Here is an 18,931-nt window from a genome sequence, read left to right on the forward strand (position 1 = left end):
GCTGAAAACAATTTGTCTTCAGCTATCTTTCTTTATTTTTGTACCTCTCTATAGAAAGAAAAATCATTCACAGTAGGTTGTATTTGTTTCTCTACTTTCACTTCTTCCTTCTTCCGATTCGCTCTTCTAACATTTCCTAGCTTAATCGCATCTTGCATACTATTACTAATAAGATTTCCTGACAAGATTGTCATACTATAGAAGGCGATTGGTATAAGTACAATCCATGTATGTGTAGTTAAGTGACGGAAATTTTGACCAATTAAGCCTGTCCATTCTTTCGTTACACTATCTGGATCCATTCCACTGAAGGTTATTGTTCCACCAAAAAATAATTGCAACAAACCAAGGTGTAAGAGAAGTAATAACGTACTCACAAATTGTTGGGCTACTAATAAAAGAAATGATGGTAACATATGCGGCCATATATGGCGCTTCAACCTCTGCCACTTACTTCCACCGAGCACAGTGGCTGCCAATATAAATTCTTCTTTCTTAATACGTTTTACTTCTTGCGCTATATACAACATAACTGTTGGTACAGCAAGACATGCAAGAACTATAATTTGAAATGCCACTCGCAAATACAACGGCACAACTTCTTCTCCACTATCAAACGTTAAAACTTCATTTAACATAAAATAGGAAATCATAACCATTGGTACAATACTAAAAGGATCAAAAAAAGATGAAATAACTGGAAATGATCTTTTACTGTACATTCCTAGTAATAAGCCAATAACTCCACCAATTGCCACACGTAAAAATGCGATAACGATACTTGCACCGACTGTCCATTTCGCTCCTTCTATTATTAACTGGACAAGGTCGCGTCCTTTCGCATCACTACCGAACCAAAATTTACTCGATGGTGAAAACGGAGCTGCCTCTAGTTCTCCTTTTTCGTTATACATCATCGTAAGTTCACGAATATTCCCATCGAAAAACAACGTATTCCCAATACTAACAATCATAAGTGCGCTTAAAAAAGTAATACCTAGCCAAAATCTCACATCTTTTTTTACAACTTGCCACATATTACACACGCTCCTTTATAACATTTTGTAAGAACGTATGTAATAAACGAAATAGTATAAAAAGCGGTACGTATAATATTATTAAACTTACTGTAAATATTTCTAACTTTGAATTTTCTTTTACAAAAACAAACATGCCGTACGTATTAAATATCCATTCAATAATATATAAATTTGATAACATGAATAAAATATTTGTTTTTGCATAATAGATTGTTGTTAACAAGACATTTCTTGAAATATGATGTGTTAAAATATGTCGTAAACTTAGCCCTTTACTCTTCGCAAATATACTATAATCTTTTTCCATTTCTTCTCTAAATCGTAATAACAATAGTTTTATAAATAGTAACGTTGTTGGTATCGTAAGACATATAATGGGTAACAACCGTACTCTCTCTTCTCCTATTCCAGCAAGTTTTATTGGCATAAGTCCTGTTTTTTGAAAAACAATTACGACAAGAAGTTGCGATAATAAAATAAGTAAAATATCCGGTATACTTTCAAGAGTAAGAAAAACCCCATTCCACACTTTCTGCTTCATATGAGAACGCTGCAATACCCAAACGACAAGTACATATGCTATAAGCAAAGACAGTAAAAAAGCTGAGAGAAATACGATCATCGTTTCAGTATAATGAATCCAAATTTGTGGAAATAATTTTCTTGAGTCTCGAAATCCAAATGTAATTTCACCCGGTTGAAGTAACTTCCCTCCAAGAAACACAATCGTGTTCCCAAAACCGATTAAATCAATTTGCAATCCTTTAAATAAACGAGGGAGTGCACCTAGGCAGAGTATACACAAAATTGCAGCAAATAACTGTAAACAAGTAATCCCACACCATCTAACAATTCGCATCAACATAACTATTACCCCTTGATTTCTTGATAGAATATTCAGAAATAAAAAACCAGATATATTACATCTCTTCAGTTACATCCTGCACTCGCTTTTTCCCATTAGGTAAAATAGCTTGATATAAACACGTAACAAATAATAATAAACCAAATAAAATAATATACAATGTATCTGCACCAATCCATTTCGGAAACAACATTGCTATTGCGCCAAGAGATAACAGTTGGAATCCGGTCGTTAATGGGCTAAGTAAACTTTGAACGCGCCCCATAAATGACTCTTCTACAATTTTATACATCCAGCCCGATAATGCAATATTAATAAACGGTAAAAAGAAAGTCGCAAAAGCTATACATACATAAAAAGACCATACGTGATTTACAAAGTAGCACATACCGAAGAAAACTCCTGAGCCGGCCATCCCAAAAACAATAATAGATTTTGGTGCATATTTCTTACCTATACTCGTTGCTACTACACTTCCGATTAGTAATGAGATCCCTCCAACTACTCCACCAACCATTGCTAAACTTTCATACGTTTCTGGAGCTAATTTGTATTTTAATATGTAAGTAGAGGATACGCTTAAAATACCATTTAATAATCCAAATACGATAAACCCTAAAAGTAGTTTTTTTAAAGTTTCATTTTGATATATATACTTGATACCTTCTTTAAACTCTGTAATTAACATCTTCAAGCTAACTTCTTTCCATTTTGTTCTACCATTCGGCAAACGAACACTTTCTGGAATTGAAATTGTTTGAATTAAAATACCACTCGCAATAAAGGTGAATGTATTAACTAAAATGCTCCCATAAATTCCAAATGTCCAATATACCATTGTTGCAATTCCTACACCAAATAAAGCATACAAACTAGTTACCATTTGATTAATACCTGCTGCTGCACCGTATTGATCTGATTCTACTACTCCCTGAATCATAGCCTGCTCAGATGGGGAGAAAAATTGAATACATGCATTTTCCAAAAATAAAAATATAAAGACAAGTATAATCATCCCGTAATAAAGCGAAATTAGAATTCCAATATTACAGAGAGAACAACATATATTACTTACCGTACAAATACGTTGTCTATCAAATCTATCCACTACTGTCCCTACTAATAGAAAAAAGATTAGTGCAGGTAATGCAATCATAATTTGCGTCGTCGTTGCGTAAACTGGCTGTTTTCCGTATTGATCTAACAAATAAAACATTAAAGATATTCCAGCAATCATAGAACCGATTCGCTCTAAAATATTTGCTAGAAAAAAGCGTACATAAATTTTGTTGCGAAATAACTGTAGCATTTCTTTCATACGTAATATCCTTTCTCTCGACAAAATATTATTATTTTAGTCATTTCTCGGAAGTCATATTATATTTTTTCGACCATTATCCAATCTTTTCCTTCTTTATAAAAAACAACCTAAAAAAAGACCCTTGTTCATTAATACAAGAGTCTTTGCATTTCTCTTCGCTTCACGAAGCTGGAGTTGATATTTATCTAAAATCTCTAAACCTTTTCGCTAATTATTCTAACTATTTATTTCATCCCAATCTTTTTGTACATTATTAATTTCCCATACACTTCTTAACTTTTTACTACAATAACCCTTAATATTTTCCGAATATTCAATATCACCCGTGGATTTAAATCATTAGAGCTTGATAACATCTCACGTACACGTCTTTATATAAACACACATAAAAAAGCCCTTGTTTTCATAACAAGGACTCTTTTATTAAACTATTTCGCTACCTCTTCTTTCGGCATTACCATACCTTTATAAAGTTGGACAGTAATCCAATAATAAATGAAATAAATTACTAAAAAGATTCCTATTGGCATCCATACTTTTACAAACGGGTCAACTAATATAAAGCTAAATAAGTTAAGACCTACTAACACGTGGGAAATTCCAATGATCGCTGGGAAGATAAATAAATATGAAATCTCTTTATATATACTTTTTGTTAACATACTACGTCTCACACCGATTTTTCGTAACATTTCATAACGTCGTACATCACGAGAAGCACCTGTTAATATTTTGAACATAAGGGAGCTTGCCATCATTGCTAAAAAGGCAATTCCAAGGAAGAATCCCATAAACATTGTCCCGCTCATGAAACTGTTCATAAATTGATAAATTGTCATTTTCGTAAATAAGTCTACTTTTGTACCTGTTGTCTTTTCAATTTGTTCTTTTTGTCTCTTGTCTATTTCTATTAATAAAGGTTTATATTTTTTCATATCGTCTACTTTTGCTAATGTTACACTATGTTCCGTTCCTTGAATTCCTTTATAATGCTCTTCATCTGCAATTCTTACAGGTTTTCCGTTAAATTGATTATGTGTAATTTGTATCTCTCTTACAATCGCATCTTCCCAATCTCTTGGCATACGAGGAAGCTTATCCGCTACTTCAGGAGCTTCCAAAGCAGTATATACAGGTTCTGTTAAAGGCTCAGCCACACGTTTACGAACAGGCTCTTTTAAAGTTTTTGTATCAAAGTGGTCGGAAACAAGTGGTGGTTTCGCAGTTAAGTCGTTACGTAAATAATAAACCGCTTCTCCATCTACTTTATACTTGTACTTGCTTTCTTCAACAATTTCCATTTCTTTTAATGCAGCTTTATCTTGTTCATTTGGATCATGAATTACGACATCATATACACGTGAGAAGTCTGTCATAATGCCGACATTTTTTTGAAACGCCATACCTGCCGTCATTGCCCCTGCACCTAATGCAATTAACATCGCAACCGTGCCTAGTACTCTCGATAAACTAGTTACTCGAAATCGTAGCTGTGCATATGTAAAACTATTTAAACCAGTTTCATTTCGTTTTTTATTCCCCTTAACTTTCATCACAAAAAGTGGGAGTAATGAGCTGAAAATGAAATATGTTCCTAATGTCGTAACGATTGTCGCTATTATAAAGCCTAGCTCAGCAAATTTTCTTATATTCACCATAAAATAATATCCTGTGCTTACTAGTAATACACCTAATACTGTCATAATAACAATACGGGTTTTACTCTTCTTCACTTCATCTTGCGTTTCATCTTCACGTATTAACTCTAATTCTGTTTTACGTAATAATCGGAAACTATTCATTAAACCAGTAATGAAAAATAATATTAAGAAGAAAATAGATGTAACTAATATAGCTGGTGTGTATACAGATGCATAATTACCTTTTGCTGAAATTTCCATTCCGTTCATTAGAAAATTCCCCGCTACACTAGCAAGTACTATTCCTACTAGAATACCGATAATAATACTGACAATACCCATACCAAAAGTTTCAACAAATAATAATTGCGCTACTTTTTTCTTTTTAGCTCCAAGCATCATATACATACCGAGTTCTTTTCTTCTTAATGTAAGTAAAAAAGAATTGGCATATATGATGTAAAAAACTGTAATGAAAGAAAGTAATATTGCACCAACCCAGAAGACGAGCCTAATACTACTAATGAGACTATTATCTTTTGTAAATTCACTATTCATTGCCATCGTTTGGAACATGTAAAATATACTAATACTAATGACTAGACCAATAAGTAAAACCATATAATCTTTTAACATCTTTTTCATACTATGACGTGATAATTTGAATAACATAGTCTTGCCCCCTTACTTAGACTCAGCAGCTGAGCCCATATGAGCAAGCACACCTAAAATGTCTTGATAGAAATTTTCTCGTGTTCCTTGACGCTTTAACTCTTTATATAGAAGACCATCTTGAATAAATAAAATACGCTCACAATAACTCGCACTAAACGCATCATGTGTAACCATTAAAATACTTACATTGTGATTTTCATGTAAATCTTGCATTGCCTCTAATAAACTTTTTGCATTTTTACTATCAAGTGCGCCGGTCGGTTCATCTGCTAATACAATTGCTGGATTATGTACTAAAGCACGTGCTGCCGCTGTCCTTTGCTTTTGCCCTCCAGAAACAGCAGTCGGATATTTTGTTAATATTTCAGTAATCCCTAATTTCTTTGCAACCTCATTTACTTTTCCAGTAATCTCACTTGACGGTACGCCTTGCAGAGAAAGTGGTAAAGCGATATTTTCATAAATTGATAAGTTTTCTAGTAAGTTAAAATCTTGAAAGATAAACCCTAATTTTTGAGAGCGAAAATCCGATAATGCATTCCCCTTCATAGAAGTAATATTTGTGCCAGCTATTGTAACGCTACCACCTGTCGCTTGATCAAGTGTACTAATCACATTAAGTAATGTCGTTTTTCCAGATCCAGAAGGACCCATAATCCCGACAAATTCTCCTTCTTTAATACTTAACGATACACCCCTTAACGCTTTTGACTGATTCTCATTCCTTTTTCCATACGTTTTTTCTACACTTTCTACAGTAACTACATTTGTTGACATCTCTTTCACTCCATCCCTTTTGTATAATATTAATTTCTCATATATTTCTTATCTTTTTCTCATGTAAATCCTTAAGAATTTTTTAACTTTTCAAACACAAAGAGATACATAAGTAGCATGAACCTTTTTCCTACTTCATCTTCTCACTTTTCTAAAACTCGTTCATTCGATTTCTCTTACATTTACCTTACATTTTTGTAAGGTAAAAAAGAAAACACACCACTTTATAATGGTGTGTTTTCTTATCAATTCTATTTTCTATTTTTTATTTCCTTTTTCATACTTTCCACAAATACATCTAGTGCAACAATTTCTGACTTCTCCTCACCATATTTTCTCACATTTACAGCTTTGTTTTCCATTTCCTTATCCCCAATAACAAGAACATAAGGAACTTTTTGCATTTGCGCTTCTCTTATTTTATATCCTAATTTTTCTTCTCGCATATCTCGTTCAACACGAATACCAGCTTGAGCTAATTTATCTGCAACCTCATTTGCATATTGTACATGGACTGCATTTGAAACTGGAATTACTTTCACCTGAACTGGTGCCACCCATGCCGGGAACGCGCCCCCAAAGTGCTCAATTAATATTGCTAAAAAGCGGTCTAAAGATCCTAAAACTGCTCGATGAATGACAACTGGTCTTCTCTTTTCATTATTCTCATCAATATAATTTAAATCAAATTTCTCTGGCATTTGGAAATCTAGTTGGACTGTTCCGCATTGATGACTTCTATTTAAAGCATCTTTAATATGGAAATCAATTTTCGGTCCGTAAAATGCACCGTCACCTTCATTTAGTCTATATTTATAATTTAATGATTGTAATACATTTTCTAATGCTGCTTCTGCTTGCTCCCACAATTTATCGTCTCCCATTGAATCTTCTGGACGAGTAGAAAGCTCTACTTCATATTCGAACCCGAAAGTTTTGTAGACGTAATCAATTTGCGCCAGAACTGATTTAATTTCATCTTCAATTTGTTCTGGTGTTACAAATAAATGAGCATCATCTTGGCAGAAAGTACGAACTCTTAATAATCCGTTTAAAGCGCCACTAAATTCATGTCGATGTACTTGACCGAACTCACACATGCGTATCGGTAATTCGCGATAAGAATGCAATTTATTTTTAAACATAAGCATATGCCCTGGGCAGTTCATCGGTTTTAATGCAAAACTTTTATGATCTACTTCTGAGAAATACATATTGTCTTTGTAATGTCCCCAGTGCCCTGACTTCTCCCATAATTCTTGGTTCATCATAAAGGGAGTACGCACTTCTTGGTAATCATACTCTTTTTGAATTTCTCTTAGAAACGATTCTAACTCATTTCGAATAATCTGCCCTTTCGGTAAATAAAACGGCATTCCCGGAGCCTCTTCAGAAAACATAAACAATTCAAGTTCACTACCTAATTTTCGATGATTTCTCTTCGCAGCCTCCTCAACAAAATGCAAATACTCTTCTAATTCTTTTTGAGAAGCAAATGCAACACCATATATACGTTGAAGCACTTGATTGTTACTATCCCCTCGCCAATATGCACCTGAAACGTGAGTTAATTGGAATGCTTTCAAATAACCTGTAGATGGTAAATGTGGTCCTCTACATAAATCTACAAATTCACCTTGTTTATATAGTGTTACACTTTCCTCATTAGGAATTGCTTCTAAAAGCTCTAATTTCAAGTGATCGTTCATTTGTTGAAATAAATTTTTTGCTTCTTCTCGAGAGACCTCAACTCGTTCTATCTTTACATTTTCATTTATAATATTTTTCATTTCTTTTTCGATTTTCGGTAAATCTTCTACGTTTACACTACTTGGAAGATCCATATCATAATAAAATCCATTTTCAATAACAGGCCCTACTCCAAGGTTTACATTACCATAAATTCTTTTTACAGCTTGCGCTAATATATGTGCCGCAGAGTGTCTTGCAATTTTCACCCCTTCATCTGAATCCATAGTAATGATTTCAACTTTCGCATTTTCTTCAATGTTTCGACATAAATCAAAAGGCTTATCATTAACTTTTCCTGCGACTGCTTTCTTTTTTAAACTACTGCTAATCGAGCCTGCAATTTCTTCTAAAGTAATTCCTTTCACAAATTCTTTAACACTACCATCTGGAAATTTAATTTCAATCATCTGTTCTTTCATTTTTCATCTCTCCATTTCATAATAAAAAGCACACTCATCCCTAAAATAGGGACGAGCGTGCTTATACCCGTGGTTCCACCCAGATTCCCATCGTAAAAATACAATGGCTTCTTTTACGGTAACGTCGTTTACACGGCACTAGATACTTGATTTCCCCAGTGCAGCTCTAAGGTGGTAAGTTATTTTTCTGCGTTAGGAAGTTCTCAGCTTTCCTTCCTTCTCTGTATAACCGGTTAAAATAACTCGTGTCCTTTTCTTCGCTTATTATGAAATTGAATGCAAAAAAGCATATTCATCCCTAAATATAGGGACGAATATGCTTATATCCGTGGTTCCACCCAGATTCCCATCACAAAAAACATAATGGCTTCTTTTGCGATAACGTCGCTTACACGGCACTAGATACTTGATTTCCCCAGTGCAGCTCTAAGGTGGTAAGTTATTTTTCTGCGTTAGGAAGTTCTCAGCTTTCCTTCCTTCTCTGTATAACCGGTTAAAATAACTCGTGTCCTTTTCTTTGCTTTTAAAAGTCCATCCATTAATTGTTATTTAATATATCTTATTCATTTTATTTTTGCAAGTGTTAAATAATATTATTTATTTAACTTAAAAAAGTGACACCAAAAAAATTTTGGTGTCACTTCTCAATTTTACCAATCTTGTGGTTCGTAATTTAAGTCTGAAAATAGGCGTTTTTTCTCTTTTTTCGTTAAATCTCTCCACTGTCCAACTGGTAAATTATTCAACTCTATATTCATAATTCTCGTACGTTTTAACGTGTATACTTGATAACCTAAAGCTTCACACATACGGCGAATTTGACGATTCAGCCCTTGTGTTAAAATAATTTTGAACTCATATTTTGATAACTGTGTGATCTCACAAGGAAGCGTTTTTGTTCCTAAAATTTTAACACCCGCTGCCATTTTCTCTAAAAACTCAGGTGTAATCGGCTTATCTACTGAAACGATATATTCTTTCTCATGTTTGTTTTCAGCACGTAAAATTTCATTAACAATATCACCATCATTCGTCAACAAAATTAAACCGTCTGAGTCTTTATCGAGACGTCCAATGTGACTAATTCGTAAAGGATGATTCACTAAATCGATAATATTACCTTTTACTGCTTTTTCACTTGTACATGTAATACCTACTGGTTTATTTAAAGCGATATACACATGGTCTCGAGCAATACGAAGTTGCTCTCCATTTACTCGTACATCATCACCTGGATTTACTTGGTCTCCAATTTTTGCAACCTTACCGTTAATAATTACTCTTCTCTCATTAATTAACTTATCTGCTCCACGTCGAGACGCTTTTCCAGCTTCACTAATAAATTTATTGATACGCAAGTTAGGCACATCCTTTTCATAAAAAATTTCAAGCTCACACTGCTTCTACCGTACAATACAAAAGGGTAAGCCTCCTATTTTAACTTAAATATATTAACATGAAAGGGTATATGACGTCTTCTATTAATTTCTTGTTTATAAGAAAATATCTTTATTATACATTCATTTATGCACTTTTTGCGCACTTAATATACAAGCCATTCTTCCTTACAAACCACTTGTTTTCCTTTTATCTCTTCTATATCTTCATGAGTGTTAGCTAATTTATATAACTCAGGAAAAATCTCTTCCACATAATTTTGATGCGCCATTTCATTTTTCCAATAAGTTAGCACTATGTAACGATTTTCATTTTTTAAAGACTTTCCAACTACTCCACCTAACATTCCATTTGCATTTTCCATTCCTTTATTCCAAATTGTTTCTTGTATAAATGAAAAATGCTTCTCTTTCCCTTCTTTCACATCACAAATTGCAACTCTTACAAATGATCCTTGTGTAATTACATCTTTCAAAGGCGTTTCTGTTATATCATACAACGTTTGAAACATCTCAATATTGCAGGAAATATATGTACCTTCTTGATTACTATTTAGAAAAATTGTATCATGAGCATCATTCATGAACGATTGATATGCATTTCTATCTTCCCATAAAGTATATACACACGCCTCATCTTCATTCCACCCACCAAATTGTCCATGAAATCCATCTAAATGCTGCAAATCACGCCATTTTTCTTGCGCCTCCGAAAACATTTCCCTTTTCTCTTCTTCCACCTTGCAAAATATTGTTTTTAGTAACATTTCTAATCCCCCTTATGATACAATCCATTTCCCACTTGCAATACTTTCTACTTTTCCACCTACACGAACATTAGTTTTACTCTCTACTACTTCAGCTTGTATATGTATTAAAGAAGGCCTATTTATCTCATATCCTTGTTCAACACGCATATTTATTTTTTCTGTTCCAAAATAACGATATTTTAGAAGATACGCTGCTAAACAACCGTTCGAACTTCCAGTTGCTGCATCTTCTGGTATACCATAATAATCTGCAAAATCACGAACATTAAGATCATTTATTTCCTCATACGTTTCAGAAGTAAATACCATGATGCCTTTCGCCGCTAGATTCTCTATTAAATGAAAATACTTTTCTTTGTTTATATTTACTTCTTTTACTGCTGCTAACGATTTTAATGGCACAACAATTACAGGTAAACCAGTTGATACCTCTTGAACTGGATAACGACAGTCTATATTAGAAACATTAATATTTAATACGTTAGCTATAATATCCTTATCAATTTCCGATCCAAAATTAGGTTCATTTTGATTCATCCATAACACACCGTCGTCATTATGAAATATGACTTCGGCAGAGCCACCTTGAAAATGTAATATCACACTTTTCATTGTAGTAAGTTGAAGAATTTCTTTTCGTAATACAAATGCTGTTCCTAAAGCTGGATGGCCGGCATAAGGAATTTCTTCATTAGGTGTAAAAATACGTACATCATACCCATTATCTCTTCTCTTACCAGATATGATAAAAGCTGTTTCTGCAAAATTCATTTCTTTTGCTATTGACTGCATTTCCTCACTAGAAATTTGATGACCATCCATAAATACTGCAAGTTGATTTCCTGTATACTTACCTTGTGAGAAGACATCTACAATATAAAAATCCAAATCCCTCGCCTCTCTTCTTTACTTAAATACCTTTTGTTTACATAATAAAATTATGAATCATTAAAATCGTATATTATTCAAATAATCCTCCGCTCTTTCTATTAACCAATCACCAAGCGTATCTAAAAACGATGAAATTTCTTCTATATCTTTTATAGGCTCAATTACATATTGTAATGCCTTCCTCATATTCTTTTCTTGCTCGGGAAAATGTTTACTAAATAACTTATATGCTGGATATAAGTCCCTGGAATAAAGCCCTTCTCTATCAATTGTTAATGCTAGACCTGCTCTGACTACTATCTTCATAATCCAGCGACAGCAATCCTCTATATCATCTACGTCCTTATTATGAATTAACTCTTCGTGTGCTTGTTCAATTTGTTTCTGTAAATGAATGAGATGTTCATACGCTATCTCCTGACTTACTTTATATTTAGGTAAATATGCTTTTACGTCTTTACCAAATATACATACACTATGTGTCTGGATCATAAAGCCTACAAAAGAAAAAAACTCTGAATTTGTTACTTCTTTTTCACTATAAAAACTTAACTCCACTCCTGATATACAATTAAACTGCTTTGCAATTTGGACTTCTAACTTCTTTCTCCAGCTTAGGTTTATAGCTTTAGGGTCCTTTCGAACTAATATAATCATATCTATGTCTGCAACCCCTTCTATTCCAATCCCTCTTGGAATAGAACCCCTAATATAAACACTATGCAAATCATCCCGCAACAATTGACAACAAGTATCCTTTATTTCTTGTATTACCTCCAAAAACACAGGCTGAATTTTATCAACATGTGCATCATTTATAATAAATCCTTCAACATCCACAGGACAAAAATGCCCTATTTTTTTTATTCTTGGCAATTTATCAACTCATTCCCCTTCAAAATATTGTTTTACTCCACATATAACATATATTATAATTCAGAATTAAAAACAAAAAAATAGGACGTAAACACTCCTATAGGGTCGTTTACGTCCTATCTCTTTTATCATCATTCATTTTTCAAATAAATAATAACTACTCCGTTCCGAATCATGTGATATTATTAAAACTTCATTATCCTGGTAAATATGTATTACTGATATTAGTACTGGAAAATCTTAAGCTACATTTACACATATGGAAGTAAAGCGAAAAACAAGATAAATTAAAGATGTGCGAGTTGTACACTGACAAATTTGTTAGTATTCGTAGAAGTCCGCCACTTCAAGTGTAGATAAGTAACAGATAGTTCAAGATACTACTTTTATATTGATAATCTACATAAAATCAGCATCTTTCAAATTATTCCGCATATCTTTCCATATGCTGTCTATATAACTTCCACCCATCCATTTCTTTCTTAAAAACTTCCATCGCTAAAACTGATGCTACTTTTTTATCCTGCAAATAAAAATCTACAATAGCAGATAATATCAGTTCGTTCTCCATTCTTAAACTATGTGTTAAATCTTTATATTTCCAATAAGGTTTTTGTCCTTCATAACTTTTTAATGTTTCAATATTATCTTCTTTATATGTATCGCCTCGGTATACCTCATAGTCTCTATCACTGTAATACCCAAAGTAACCAATAAAATCATCTGATACCCAACTATTTATTTTCTCAATGTTACCAGCATTTAAATCTTTACGATATTCCTCAACCGCACGTATGGCTTCGTTCTTCATAGAATATATCCCCTTATATTTTCTTATACCATTTTTGTACTCTCTTCTATAAAACAAAACACCTTCTTATTATAGATTGAACTTAAATTTTCAATGTTTTTCTAAATACAAATAGCCATAAACAACTTAGTAAAACCGCATTGTCTATGGCTCATTCCATTTACTTTTCAAATAAGTAATAGGTAATTTCTCCTGGATAATGTAATACAGTTACTATCCGATCCCCTTTTTTAAAACTAACAGTATGCCCGTTTTCCCCTAAGTTCTCCCATCCACTTGCCTTCGTAATAGGCATTACACTTATATATTTATAATTCTCTTCGTTATCATCGTTAATATGTATTGCAGACATTGGTACTGGAAAATCTTCAATTATTGATTCTTTGTTCATATATATGAGCGCAAATAAACCAACTAATAAAATGACCATTGCAATACTCGAAGCTCGTCTTTTTCTTTTCGTTTCCACTTTAAATCCCCTTTTTTCACATATTATCTTTATCATTTTACTACTTTTAACAACATTATTGTTATATATTATAATTATGAGTTTTTATAATTTGGAGGCGTTACACCTTGAAGAAATTACTTTTTAACAAATGGTTGCTTTTTGTTTCTATTGCTATTATTGTCGGTACTATTGTCTACACAACTAAAAATCAAAAAAGCAATGAAACAGTAACTGTAGAAACCGTTGATACAACAACTTTCCGGACTACATTGCAACCTAAAATTAATGAATTAACTACTAATTATAATACTGTAATTGAAAAAGATTGGTTGCCTGCTTGGGAAGAGATTAATACTTACGGAGATTCAGTAGACAAAAATAAACTATTAGTTACAATGAATGCTATTTCCAAACAATATGAAGTAATAATTAAAGAAATAGACAGTATAAAAACTGAGGAAAACATAACAGATGCACATATACAAGAACAACTAATTTATTTCACAACTGAATTTAAAGCTGCAGCGAATTTCATGAAAAATGCAGCGGGTTTGATCATAGATGGATACAATAACTCTACTCCGGTCAATGAAACAATTGAAAATACTAAACATGCTTTAGGGCTTGCTGATCAACATATTGTCATTGCATTATCTACATTAAATGAAATAGAAGATAAATTAGGGATATCCAAAAAATAAGTTTGTTTACTATTTTAAAATAAAAAATGATTGCAATTCACTTATTGTGTATCTATAATGTGTTTATTGATTATATATACTTATAATCAATGCATTTAGTTATTAATTTTATAATTCGGATGAACCATTCAGGAGAAGGTCTATTGATCTACCGACGGGGCAAAAAGTTGCTGAACCAACTTTGAAACTCTCAGGTCTTGGTTACAAGTAGAACTGCATGGGGACGAATCTCTGGAGAGACTCCCTCTCGCTTTTGTATAGCGCGGAGGAAAACGAGCACCGAAGGAGCAAATCCGCTACATTAGCGGATAATCTCTCAGGTAAAAGGACAGAGACAAGCGAAAGAAAATGCCGATTTGTATCGGTTTATTTTTCTATCCCTTGTTTCTCCAGAGACCATTTCATTTACTTGAAGTGGTTTTTATTTTTTCTAAAAAAGGAGAATAAAGATGGAGACAGTAAGTAAAGTATTAGAACAAATTAATCAGTATGTGTGGGGATTACCGACTTTGTTATTACTCGTTGGTACGGGTATCATTCTCACAATGCGTTTAAAAGGTTTACAGTTTAGTAAACTATTATACGCTCACAAACTAGCATTTAAAAAATCAGAAGATACATCATCTTCTGGAGATATTAGTCACTTTCAAGCGCTCATGACAGCTATGGCCGCAACGATTGGTATGGGAAATATAGCCGGTGTAGCAACTGCTGTTACAATCGGTGGACCCGGCGCAATCTTTTGGATGTGGATTACCGCTTTATTTGGAATGGCAACAAAGTATGCCGAAGCAATCCTTGCGGTGAAATACCGTGTTAGTAATGAAAATGGTGAATACTCCGGTGGACCAATGTATTATTTAGAACGTGGTTTAGGCAAAAAATGGCTAGCTGTTTTATTCGCTATATTCGGTACAACTGCTTCTTTCGGTATCGGTAATATGGTTCAATCTAATTCAGTTGCAGAGGCAATGCGAATCAACTTCTCTTTCCCTCCTGCATTAACTGGTATACTCATGTCATTCTTAATCGCTATCGTTATTTTAGGCGGTGTAAAAAAGATCGGTAAAGTTACTGGATATATCGTTCCTATTAAAGCTTTCTTTTATATAATCGCTGGCCTTATTATTATCTTTTATCACTTTGATCAAATCCCAGAAGCATTTTCACTTATTTTTTCTGGTGCATTTCAAGGGACAGCGGCGGCTGGTGGTTTTATCGGAGCAACTGTTGCATCTGCAATTCAAATAGGAATGGCGCGCGGAGTATTTGCTAACGAGGCTGGTTTAGGTAGTGCACCAATTGCTGCTGCGGCTGCAAAAACAGATTCCCCAGCAAAACAAGCTTTAGTTTCTATGACTGGTACCTTTCTAGATACATTTATTGTATGTACAATTACAGGACTTGTATTAATTACAACAGGTGCGTGGAAATCAGGTAAAACTGGCGTTGAAGCTACAACATTAGCATTCCAATCTGTATTCGGCACTGCTGGTAGTATGATTCTCGGTATCGCCATTATATTATTCGCCTACTCTACTATTTTAGGCTGGTCGTATTACGGTGAAAAGTGTGTAGCTTATTTATTCGGACAAGGTGCTGTACGATATTATAAAGCAATCTTTATCGTTATGATTGCTATTGGTGCTAATTTAAAATTAGGTGTTGTATGGACTTTTGCAGATATTGCGAATGGACTTATGGCGATTCCAAACTTAATTGGTCTAATTGGATTAAGTGGTATCGTTGTCGCTGAAACCAATCGCTTTTTACAAGCAGAGAAATTGAAGGAATTTAATAAAAAACGTGCAAGTTAATTTATTTCTACAAGGAATGGCTCATAAAGTGAGATCATTCCTTTTTCTTGTTATGCCCCTCTTTATTGTATAAAATATATCGTTTGCTTCTGAACTTCCGATTCTCTATCAGCTTTTGCAATTCCTATTTCTTCAATTAAACGCTTGCTTATAGCTTTATATTTCACATATGTTTCAAATTCCTTTTTAAATGGAAATGGCTTAACTCGAATTGTTTGTTTATCTGTCCATTCAGCAATTAAACGCTTATCATTATTTTCATTGAACATTTCTGTTCCCTCAAAACCCTCTTTAAATAAATCAATTTCATCTTCCTTTTTTACACCTGGCCTATTCATACATGTATATAAAGATAATTCATCACAAAACTTTAATAGTCTATAATGTTTATCAAACATAACCTGTTGTTTTTTTGTTAGCATTTTCAGAATTCTTTTTTGTCGATCCAATTCTTGTTTATAAAAAGACATCATCACTTCATCTTCCTCATTTAGTGGAAATGACAAAAAGTGTTTACTACAAAGCAACGCCCCGTATAGATTTGAAGCTTCAATTTCATTCAAACCGATTGTATAGAACACAAAACGTAATGAACTAGGACAATCCATAAATGTATATGGAATATTTTTTTCGTCATTCAAAATCGGAACTTTATCTAGTCCAATCCATCCTCTATCATGTTCATAAATCGCATTTATACTTTCCTTAAAATATAACTTTTCTTCAAAGAAGTCATCTTTTATATAGCTGGCAATTTCTCCAGCTAAAAATCCATGATCGTGTTGGCGAATTAATATCATCTCTTTCTCATTCTTTTCACGAAAGATCATAGAAATATTCTCCCCCTCAACCTTATTTAAAAACTTTTTGTATACATCAAATCATAATAAATCCCCTTAATTGCAGGGATTCAGTTTCTTTCAACGAAATTAAGATACTTATAGGATTCAGCATTTTTTCTATTAGTGAAACTTATTCCTTTCTTTCTACTTATTATACTAAAACTTTCATTCAAAAAATTTTATTATGAGGTGAAAAAATGAACAAAACAGAACTAATTAAAAACGTAGCACAGTCAGCTGATATTTCTCAAAAGGATGCTTCTGCAGCTGTACAATCCGTATTTGACACAATTGCTAATGCATTACAATCTGGCGATAAAGTTCAACTGATCGGCTTTGGAACTTTTGAAGTACGTGAAAGATCTGCTCGTACAGGGCGTAATCCGCAAACCGGAGAAGAAATTCAGATTGCTGCTGGTAAAGTTCCAGCATTTAAAGCAGGTAAAGAATTAAAAGAAGCTGTCAAATAAATAAGAAACCAGCCATTTTATAGGCTGGTTTCTTGTTTATTTCTTATTTTAGTAGTTCCTTTATATTCTCTGCATGATACACTTCACAAATATAAAATATACATTTGCAGTTACTTACAATTTGATATTTTCTAGTTGGATATACATTTGCCGCAACAGAACATCCATCAAACAATTCGATAATATTTCCAGATGGTTGATATCCTTCATATAATACGTTTCTTCTTACTTCCATCTTTTCTATAAGCTTTTCAACTGGAATATTTCCACTCTCTAATTCACTCTTTATTGTATCCGGTAAAAACGAAGTGTCCGCAAAAATTAGATTTTCAGATAAAATCTTTCCTTTATAAATAACATTAGATACACGGTATAGAAATGTTCCGTTTTTATCAAAGAAATTCTTTGCTTCTTTCGGAATGTACTGTCTATCAAGTAGCTCTTGTTCGAGAACATCAAACTGAACTGTATCATTCAAAAGCTTTTCTAAAGCAAGAATAGATGATGTATCTCCAGAAAATAAAATATTTTTAATTGCTTGTATATTATAAGTTAATTCATTTTTTCTATTTTCCGCTACTAACATGAGGAACACCTCTTCTATAAAATGTTTTATTAAACTTATTTATTATTTAAAAGCGATACCGCGTCTAACTGCTTAATTTCAGTTACTTCTTTACTGAATATTGCAATTGCAGCCATATAATCTACACTTGGCCTTATATCTTCCATCATTGTATTTTTCGCTATCTCTTGCTTATCCTTAAAAACTAACAATTTTGGAGGATCATTTGGAGCTGATACTGTAATATGTACCGGTGGAATCAATAGTCCTTCACCAGTCGCTTTCAGTACGGCTTCTTTTCGAGTCCAATATGTTAAAAATCCTTCTAATCTTTGTTCATCAGGTAATTTCATAACTTGTGCTATTTCAATGTCTGTTAATACGCCCTCTGCCATTTTCATAACATCTACATTTGGATTCATTTGTTCAACATCAACACCAACAGGTGCAAATTTTGTAAATGCAACGACAACCCACTCACCCGAATGTGAAACTGATAATTGCGGCATACCTTCTGGTAATTGCGGTCTACCATGTTGCAACTTACATACTGGGCACATTCGATCAATCGGTACTTGAACTGGCGACATGGAAAGTATCTTTCCGAGTACTAATCTACTAATTACGCACCCTATTATAAAACGTGCACGATCTGCCGAATGATGATATGAATTTGCTTTCTCTCGCTCTACATCATTTAGTAAATTGTAGTGCCATGATTGTAAATCTGAAATTCTTGCCCACCAAATTTGACAACCATTCTCATTTAGAGTTGGTACAGAATCTACAACTTTACTCCCTATCATGTAAACTCTCTCCTTTTAAATACCAATATCGCTTTATTTTAAAAG

Annotated in this window: 18 protein-coding genes, 1 riboswitch and 2 other annotated features; of the genes, 3 read left to right on the forward strand and 15 right to left on the reverse strand. The window is 33.3% G+C overall.

Going from position 1 to position 18,931, the window contains the following annotated elements; translation table 11 throughout:
* Positions 1-32: 32 nt before the first annotated feature.
* The 12 genes from MR109_RS16485 to MR109_RS16540 form a co-directional block, all read right to left on the reverse strand.
* Positions 33-1,037: an ABC transporter permease gene (locus tag MR109_RS16485; RefSeq protein WP_002171908.1), complete on the reverse strand. Its 1,005-nt coding sequence runs from the start codon at positions 1,035-1,037 to the stop codon at positions 33-35.
* Position 1,038: 1 nt separating this feature from the next.
* The gene (locus tag MR109_RS16490) at positions 1,039-1,905 is read right to left on the reverse strand and encodes an ABC transporter permease subunit (protein WP_242273104.1); all 867 of its coding nucleotides are present in this window, start codon (positions 1,903-1,905) and stop codon (positions 1,039-1,041) included.
* A gap of 55 nt (positions 1,906-1,960) precedes the next feature.
* The gene (locus MR109_RS16495; RefSeq protein WP_242273106.1) at positions 1,961-3,223 is read right to left on the reverse strand and encodes an MFS transporter; all 1,263 of its coding nucleotides are present in this window, start codon (positions 3,221-3,223) and stop codon (positions 1,961-1,963) included.
* A 431-nt stretch (positions 3,224-3,654) separates the two neighbouring features.
* Positions 3,655-5,538: an ABC transporter permease gene (locus MR109_RS16500; RefSeq protein WP_242273109.1), complete on the reverse strand. Its 1,884-nt coding sequence runs from the start codon at positions 5,536-5,538 to the stop codon at positions 3,655-3,657.
* Between the two features lie 12 nt (positions 5,539-5,550).
* The gene (locus MR109_RS16505) at positions 5,551-6,318 is read right to left on the reverse strand and encodes an ABC transporter ATP-binding protein (RefSeq protein ID WP_000106429.1); all 768 of its coding nucleotides are present in this window, start codon (positions 6,316-6,318) and stop codon (positions 5,551-5,553) included.
* Positions 6,319-6,569: 251 nt separating this feature from the next.
* Entirely contained in the window at positions 6,570-8,489 is a 1,920-nt protein-coding gene (thrS, locus tag MR109_RS16510) for a threonine--tRNA ligase (protein WP_242273111.1), read from the reverse strand.
* Positions 8,490-8,533: 44 nt separating this feature from the next.
* Positions 8,534-8,756, reverse strand: a binding site (T-box leader).
* Positions 8,757-8,792: 36 nt separating this feature from the next.
* Positions 8,793-9,016, reverse strand: a binding site (T-box leader).
* A 123-nt stretch (positions 9,017-9,139) separates the two neighbouring features.
* A complete protein-coding gene (gene rluF / locus MR109_RS16515) occupies positions 9,140-9,847 on the reverse strand; it encodes a 23S rRNA pseudouridine(2604) synthase RluF (protein WP_025150719.1) in 708 nt (235 codons plus the stop codon).
* Positions 9,848-10,032: 185 nt separating this feature from the next.
* The gene (locus MR109_RS16520; RefSeq protein WP_025150720.1) at positions 10,033-10,653 is read right to left on the reverse strand and encodes a DUF4937 domain-containing protein; all 621 of its coding nucleotides are present in this window, start codon (positions 10,651-10,653) and stop codon (positions 10,033-10,035) included.
* 12 nt (positions 10,654-10,665) lie between these two features.
* The gene (locus tag MR109_RS16525; RefSeq protein ID WP_242273114.1) at positions 10,666-11,544 is read right to left on the reverse strand and encodes a PhzF family phenazine biosynthesis protein; all 879 of its coding nucleotides are present in this window, start codon (positions 11,542-11,544) and stop codon (positions 10,666-10,668) included.
* A gap of 60 nt (positions 11,545-11,604) precedes the next feature.
* The gene (locus MR109_RS16530) at positions 11,605-12,423 is read right to left on the reverse strand and encodes a nucleotidyltransferase (RefSeq protein ID WP_242273117.1); all 819 of its coding nucleotides are present in this window, start codon (positions 12,421-12,423) and stop codon (positions 11,605-11,607) included.
* 424 nt (positions 12,424-12,847) lie between these two features.
* A complete protein-coding gene (locus tag MR109_RS16535; RefSeq protein WP_002171900.1) occupies positions 12,848-13,234 on the reverse strand; it encodes a DUF4440 domain-containing protein in 387 nt (128 codons plus the stop codon).
* A 160-nt stretch (positions 13,235-13,394) separates the two neighbouring features.
* Positions 13,395-13,739 carry a hypothetical protein gene (locus tag MR109_RS16540; RefSeq protein ID WP_142322863.1) on the reverse strand — a complete coding sequence of 115 codons (345 nt, stop codon included), beginning with the start codon at positions 13,737-13,739 and terminating at the stop codon, positions 13,395-13,397.
* A 71-nt stretch (positions 13,740-13,810) separates the two neighbouring features.
* Here MR109_RS16540 and MR109_RS16545 point away from each other — a divergent pair, with 71 nt between their 5' ends.
* Both MR109_RS16545 and MR109_RS16550 read left to right on the forward strand, forming a co-directional pair.
* A complete protein-coding gene (locus MR109_RS16545) occupies positions 13,811-14,386 on the forward strand; it encodes a hypothetical protein (protein ID WP_242273119.1) in 576 nt (191 codons plus the stop codon).
* A gap of 221 nt (positions 14,387-14,607) precedes the next feature.
* Positions 14,608-14,728, forward strand: a riboswitch (glycine riboswitch).
* 107 nt (positions 14,729-14,835) lie between these two features.
* Positions 14,836-16,203 carry an alanine/glycine:cation symporter family protein gene (locus MR109_RS16550; RefSeq protein WP_025150724.1) on the forward strand — a complete coding sequence of 456 codons (1,368 nt, stop codon included), beginning with the start codon at positions 14,836-14,838 and terminating at the stop codon, positions 16,201-16,203.
* Positions 16,204-16,265: 62 nt separating this feature from the next.
* Here the strand turns inward: MR109_RS16550 and MR109_RS16555 are convergent, their stop codons facing one another.
* Positions 16,266-17,033, reverse strand: a complete 768-nt coding sequence (locus tag MR109_RS16555) for a DUF3891 family protein (RefSeq protein WP_071719880.1) — start codon at positions 17,031-17,033, stop codon at positions 16,266-16,268.
* Positions 17,034-17,242: 209 nt separating this feature from the next.
* Here MR109_RS16555 and MR109_RS16560 point away from each other — a divergent pair, with 209 nt between their 5' ends.
* Positions 17,243-17,515, forward strand: a complete 273-nt coding sequence (locus MR109_RS16560) for an HU family DNA-binding protein (protein ID WP_001043905.1) — start codon at positions 17,243-17,245, stop codon at positions 17,513-17,515.
* A gap of 43 nt (positions 17,516-17,558) precedes the next feature.
* Here MR109_RS16560 and MR109_RS16565 read toward each other — a convergent pair whose 3' ends face one another.
* Positions 17,559-18,101: a hypothetical protein gene (locus tag MR109_RS16565; RefSeq protein WP_025150726.1), complete on the reverse strand. Its 543-nt coding sequence runs from the start codon at positions 18,099-18,101 to the stop codon at positions 17,559-17,561.
* Between the two features lie 35 nt (positions 18,102-18,136).
* Positions 18,137-18,886 carry a 4'-phosphopantetheinyl transferase Sfp gene (gene sfp / locus MR109_RS16570; RefSeq protein WP_178940008.1) on the reverse strand — a complete coding sequence of 250 codons (750 nt, stop codon included), beginning with the start codon at positions 18,884-18,886 and terminating at the stop codon, positions 18,137-18,139.
* Positions 18,887-18,931 lie beyond the last annotated feature (45 nt).

The organism is Bacillus cereus group sp. BfR-BA-01310 (assembly GCF_022664325.1).
GTDB lineage: Bacteria > Bacillota > Bacilli > Bacillales > Bacillaceae_G > Bacillus_A > Bacillus_A paramycoides.

What these genes read in the sequence shown, in the direction of transcription:
- MR109_RS16500 (WP_242273109.1), bottom strand. Translation starts at nt 5,538, where the DNA reads ATGTTATTCAAATTATCACGTCATAGTATGAAAAAGATGTTAAAAGAT.
- MR109_RS16540 (WP_142322863.1), bottom strand. Translation starts at nt 13,739, where the DNA reads ATGATAAAGATAATATGTGAAAAAAGGGGATTTAAAGTGGAAACGAAA.
- MR109_RS16505 (WP_000106429.1), bottom strand. Translation starts at nt 6,318, where the DNA reads ATGTCAACAAATGTAGTTACTGTAGAAAGTGTAGAAAAAACGTATGGA.
- MR109_RS16565 (WP_025150726.1), bottom strand. Translation starts at nt 18,101, where the DNA reads ATGTTAGTAGCGGAAAATAGAAAAAATGAATTAACTTATAATATACAA.
- sfp (WP_178940008.1), bottom strand. Translation starts at nt 18,886, where the DNA reads ATGATAGGGAGTAAAGTTGTAGATTCTGTACCAACTCTAAATGAGAAT.
- MR109_RS16495 (WP_242273106.1), bottom strand. Translation starts at nt 3,223, where the DNA reads ATGAAAGAAATGCTACAGTTATTTCGCAACAAAATTTATGTACGCTTT.
- MR109_RS16535 (WP_002171900.1), bottom strand. Translation starts at nt 13,234, where the DNA reads ATGAAGAACGAAGCCATACGTGCGGTTGAGGAATATCGTAAAGATTTA.
- MR109_RS16485 (WP_002171908.1), bottom strand. Translation starts at nt 1,037, where the DNA reads ATGTGGCAAGTTGTAAAAAAAGATGTGAGATTTTGGCTAGGTATTACT.
- MR109_RS16560 (WP_001043905.1), top strand. Translation starts at nt 17,243, where the DNA reads ATGAACAAAACAGAACTAATTAAAAACGTAGCACAGTCAGCTGATATT.
- MR109_RS16555 (WP_071719880.1), bottom strand. Translation starts at nt 17,033, where the DNA reads ATGATCTTTCGTGAAAAGAATGAGAAAGAGATGATATTAATTCGCCAA.
- MR109_RS16490 (WP_242273104.1), bottom strand. Translation starts at nt 1,905, where the DNA reads ATGTTGATGCGAATTGTTAGATGGTGTGGGATTACTTGTTTACAGTTA.
- MR109_RS16520 (WP_025150720.1), bottom strand. Translation starts at nt 10,653, where the DNA reads ATGTTACTAAAAACAATATTTTGCAAGGTGGAAGAAGAGAAAAGGGAA.
- thrS (WP_242273111.1), bottom strand. Translation starts at nt 8,489, where the DNA reads ATGAAAGAACAGATGATTGAAATTAAATTTCCAGATGGTAGTGTTAAA.
- MR109_RS16550 (WP_025150724.1), top strand. Translation starts at nt 14,836, where the DNA reads ATGGAGACAGTAAGTAAAGTATTAGAACAAATTAATCAGTATGTGTGG.